This window comes from Collinsella intestinalis DSM 13280 (assembly GCF_000156175.1).
GTDB classification, from domain to species: Bacteria; Actinomycetota; Coriobacteriia; order Coriobacteriales; family Coriobacteriaceae; genus Collinsella; species Collinsella intestinalis.
Genome location: NZ_GG692710.1, coordinates 1,147,530 through 1,151,690 on the forward strand (window position 1 = coordinate 1,147,530; position 4,161 = coordinate 1,151,690).

General features: G+C 66.7%; 4 protein-coding genes and 1 pseudogene. All 5 read right to left on the reverse strand.

Annotated elements, in window-relative coordinates; genetic code table 11:
- The coding region (locus tag COLINT_RS05255) for a protein kinase domain-containing protein (protein WP_006723380.1) at positions 1-1,557 on the reverse strand (1,557 nt) is incomplete at its 3' end.
- Positions 1,554-2,498: a hypothetical protein gene (locus COLINT_RS08520; RefSeq protein WP_006723381.1), complete on the reverse strand. Its 945-nt coding sequence runs from the start codon at positions 2,496-2,498 to the stop codon at positions 1,554-1,556. The genes COLINT_RS05255 and COLINT_RS08520, both read right to left, overlap by 4 nt.
- Before the next feature lie 28 nt (positions 2,499-2,526).
- Positions 2,527-3,123, reverse strand: a complete 597-nt coding sequence (gene recR / locus COLINT_RS05270; RefSeq protein WP_006723382.1) for a recombination mediator RecR — start codon at positions 3,121-3,123, stop codon at positions 2,527-2,529.
- A 111-nt stretch (positions 3,124-3,234) separates the two neighbouring features.
- Positions 3,235-3,561 carry a YbaB/EbfC family nucleoid-associated protein gene (locus COLINT_RS05275; RefSeq protein WP_006723383.1) on the reverse strand — a complete coding sequence of 109 codons (327 nt, stop codon included), beginning with the start codon at positions 3,559-3,561 and terminating at the stop codon, positions 3,235-3,237.
- A 195-nt stretch (positions 3,562-3,756) separates the two neighbouring features.
- Positions 3,757-4,161: pseudogene (locus tag COLINT_RS05280) on the reverse strand (hypothetical protein); the annotation flags it as partial.

Here is a 4,161-nt window from a genome sequence, read left to right on the forward strand (position 1 = left end):
CAGGGCGCAGACCGCCGGGAAGGCGAGCGTGAGCCCCACGAGCGCGGCGGGAACCTCCCCGCGGGCCGCGAAGGATCCGAAGCGGAACAAGACCGTGACCCCGTCAAGCAGCAAGGCGGTCACGCAGATCACCGTGACGAGTGCGGCGCCGGACAAAGCCATGCCCACCACGCCGATCAGGCGGTTCACCGCGTACGGGGACCGGCCCTCGCGACGACGCACCTCACCCCGGCACGGAATCAGGCGCTCGCCACGCAGGGCGCGCCGAACATTTTGGGCATAGCGCGCGCAAAACGCCGAGAGAGCATCACGCAGGGCCTCTGCCGAGGGGCGCGCCTCTTGACCCGATGCGAACGCGGGGGTGAGCACCTCAGCGAGCTGGCCATCGACGCGATCGAGAGCGCGTTTGAACTCGAGCTCGTCGTGCGCATCGGTCACATCCAGCGAGGCCTCCGTCGCAACCGCTGCGACCTCGGGTTCGAACATGAGCACATCGCCCAAATGGAACGCCGCGTGATGCGCGGCCACGAGCGGGCGCGGAGGCTCGTCCATCTTGATGCGATAGAGCGACTCGCCCGCTCGACCCTCGAGCTCGAAGGGCGGCAAGCCGCAGGCCAGCTCGAAGATGACGCTCGCCGCGGCGTAGACGTCGATCTTCTCGGATTTGCGCAGCTCGACGAGATTGGGCAGGTCGCCCGTGAGCATCTCGGGCGGGGCGTAATCGGGCGTTGCGCGCCGCAGCGTCGCATAGCGCATGGTGTAACCCGGAGCCCCCATGGGATCAAGGTGCACAGAGGAGCCGAAGTCGATCAGGCAGAGGTCAAAGGCGCCGTCGGCCGCCTGCTCGGTGACAGACAGGTGCGCCGTTCGCACAAGGATATTCGACGGAGATATGTCACGGTGGACGAAACCATCCCCCACCAGGTCGAGACGCGTGAGCAAGTCGGCCAGGTCGCGGCCGATACGGGCGGCGACGAGCGGTGCGACTCGACCGGCCTCGTCGACCGAGAGCATGCGCGCCGCCACGCTGAGCGTCACACCCTCAACCCACTCCATGACGATCGCGGGGGTGTCCCCGATGTGCGCGAAACCGAACAGGCGCGGGAAGCCCTTGAAACCGGAGAGCGATCGGTGGCTTTCGTATTCAGCGCGAAACGCCGTGTGCGCAAGGTCGACGCGAGCCGCAAAGGACACATCGTCCTCATGCTCGGCGCGAACCGGCGTATTCAGGGTCTTGAGCGCGCAGGTCTCGCCCAAGGCGTTCGTCGCGCGCACGACGGTGCCCAATCCGCCGCGGCGGGCGGAGGAGTCATCCACGAACAGAATGCCGAAACGGCGGTGATATGTCTCGCGCTCGGGCTCCGCCATGCGGAAGGGCTCCTCAAATCCCTCGAGGCGCACCATGCGCGCACCGCGGACATAACCGCTGGGATACGGCGGCGTGGAACGGTTCGGATCGGCGCCCGAGCGAGCGGGCGCCTCATGGGACGGGCCGACCTCCGCGGGCCCAAGCGGCTCGGTGGTGCGCGGGGTCATGTCCTGGGTGGATGCGCTCATAGGCTGAACCTCCCGTACACCTGCTGGAATTCGGCGAGCTCCGCGCCTTGGGCTCGACGGATGGCATCGATGCCCGTGTTGACGGTATCGGGATTGCCCGCATATTGCCATGAACTGTGAACGACCCCGGCATAGGTTGCCAGCAAGCGATACATCCCGATGAGATCGCCCTGCGCCGCCTTGTACCGCGAATCGTTTGCGACCAGGATCTCGTCGCGCACATGTATGTACTCGTTGACCAGGCGGTCTCGCAAACTTGCGGCCTGTGTCGCGCGGGCACCGCGCGTGTTCGAGTCCGCCATGCAATCGTTGTTGAAAGCGGCGGTGATGCCATTGATCTCGCCAACATATCCGTTGATGCGGCCGGCCGAGGCGCTCAAGGCGTTGTAGAACTGCCGCTCCTGCTCCTCCGTAACGGCGGGCTCCGTGGGAACCTCCACCGGCGGGGCGGGCTCGGGCGCGGGCACCGTGGTGCCACTCGCATTGCCGTGCGAGCCGCCAGGTGCATTGGGGCCAGCGCCCGCACCGGTCGAGCCCGACGCGCCGGGCGCCGAGGACGCACCGGAAGCTCCGCCGCCCACAACACCGGAGATAACCTGCTCGAAGGCCACGCCGCCCAGCGTGAGACCGCCGGCGTGACCATCCTCAGACGAAGTGGAACCATCCGCCGCCGCCTCGCCGGCCTGCGCCCCGTCATCAGAACCCGCACCCTGCGAAGCGCCGCCGACAAGGACGCCGGACCCGAACAGCCCCTCGACGAACGCATCGGCAAAGCCGCGCTCCTCGGTGCGCTGCGCGACCTGGATCAGCGACGGCAATGAGGCGGCATAGGTGACGACGCCCAGGCCAAGCAGGGCGAATGAAAAGGTGACGAGTCCCACCAGGCGAGGGGGCAGCGCCGTGCGACGCAGGCGCCTGCGCGATGTGTCGAAGATGCGCATCGCAACTCCTCTCGCGACGGATGGGGCGCTAGAGCGCGCGACGCGCCTCGATGGCACGCCCAAGGGTCAGCTCGTCTGCATATTCGAGGTCGCCGCCCACGGGCAGGCCGCTCGCCAGCCGCGTGACGGTGATACCGAGCGGCTTGATGGTGCGCGCCAGATAGCTCGCGGTGGTCTCGCCCTCGATGTTGGGATTCGTGGCGATGATGACCTCCTCGATGTCTTCCGTGCCCAGGCGGGCGAGCAGCTCCCGTACGTGAAGCTGCTCGGGACCGATCTTGTCCATGGGGCTGATCACGCCGCCGAGCACGTGATACAGGCCGCGATAACTGCCCGTGCGCTCGATTGCCGAGACATCGCGGGGCTCCCCCACCACGCAGATGCGACCGCGGTCGCGCGAAGAGTCCTCGCAGATCGCGCACTCATCGCCCGTCGCGTAGTTGAAGCAGCGGCTGCAGAAATGGACCTCGCTCTTCACCATGAGGATGGCGTCCGCCAAGCGGCGAGCCTCCTCGGCGTCGGCCTCGAGAAGGTGATAGGCGATGCGCTGGGCGCTCTTGGGACCGATGCCCGGAAGGCGGCCCAGCTCATCGAGAAGGATTTGTAGACTGCGGTCGGCGCTCATGCGCGTTTGCCCTCCCAAAATGGTGCGACAGGCAACACATGTGCAATTGGGGACGTACCCCAATTGCACATGCCCGGCTAAACGATGCGGTCGAGGTGGAATCTCTTGGATTTAGAACGGCATACCGGGCATGCCGGCGCCCATGCCACCGGTGGCGGCGCTCATGCGCTTGTTGGCGATCTCTGCCACACCGCGGTAGGCCTCGTTCACAGCAGCCACGATCATGTCCTGGAGCATATCGACGTCCTCGGGGTCGAGTGCGTCCGGGTCGATGGTCACGGACTGGAGCTGCATGTTGCCATCCACGGTGACCTTGACCATGCCGCCGCCGGCGCTGGCGTCGACGGTGACCTCGTTCATGGACTCCTGAGCCTCGGCGAGCTTCTTCTGCATCTGCTGAGCCTGCTTCATGAGCTGCTGCATGTTGATTCCGGCCATGGGTTCTCCTCACTGGTAAAGCCTGCGGTTTAACAGGCGGGTCATTCCAAGGGGCATGGTACCACGTGGGGCGGACACAAGCGCACATCTCCCCTGTACGGAAGAGGGTTTATGAGCACGCCGCCCCGCGAACGGCTGATGCCGCGCGAGGCGGATGCAGGGGCGCCAGTTGGGTCGTCCCATGCCGACGCCATGCTATTTAAAGGTCACGTTGCCCCAGATATTCTGAAGCACCTCTTTGGGGTCGACCGGAGCATCGCCGTCGGCAGCCTCGCCCAGATCGGGAGCGGGAGCAGGGGCGGGAGCCGGTGCCGACGCGGTGGCGGTGGCGGGAGCCGATGCCCCGGAAGCCTCGGTGGGCGCGGAAACGGGCACCGAGGCAGCTACGGGCGCAGGCGCCGGGGCATCGAACGGCGGAACCCCGGCGTCGTCATCGTACGAAGCGATGAACGCATCGTCATAAGGCGGCATGTCGTCTTCCCACGCCTTGCGATCGGCATCTATGTCACGCTCCGCGAGGACCGTGGGGCCGCTAGCGTGATCGGCGACGGGCGCCGCGGTGGCGGGGGCGGAAACGGCCGACTGAGATTGCGCCGGCGC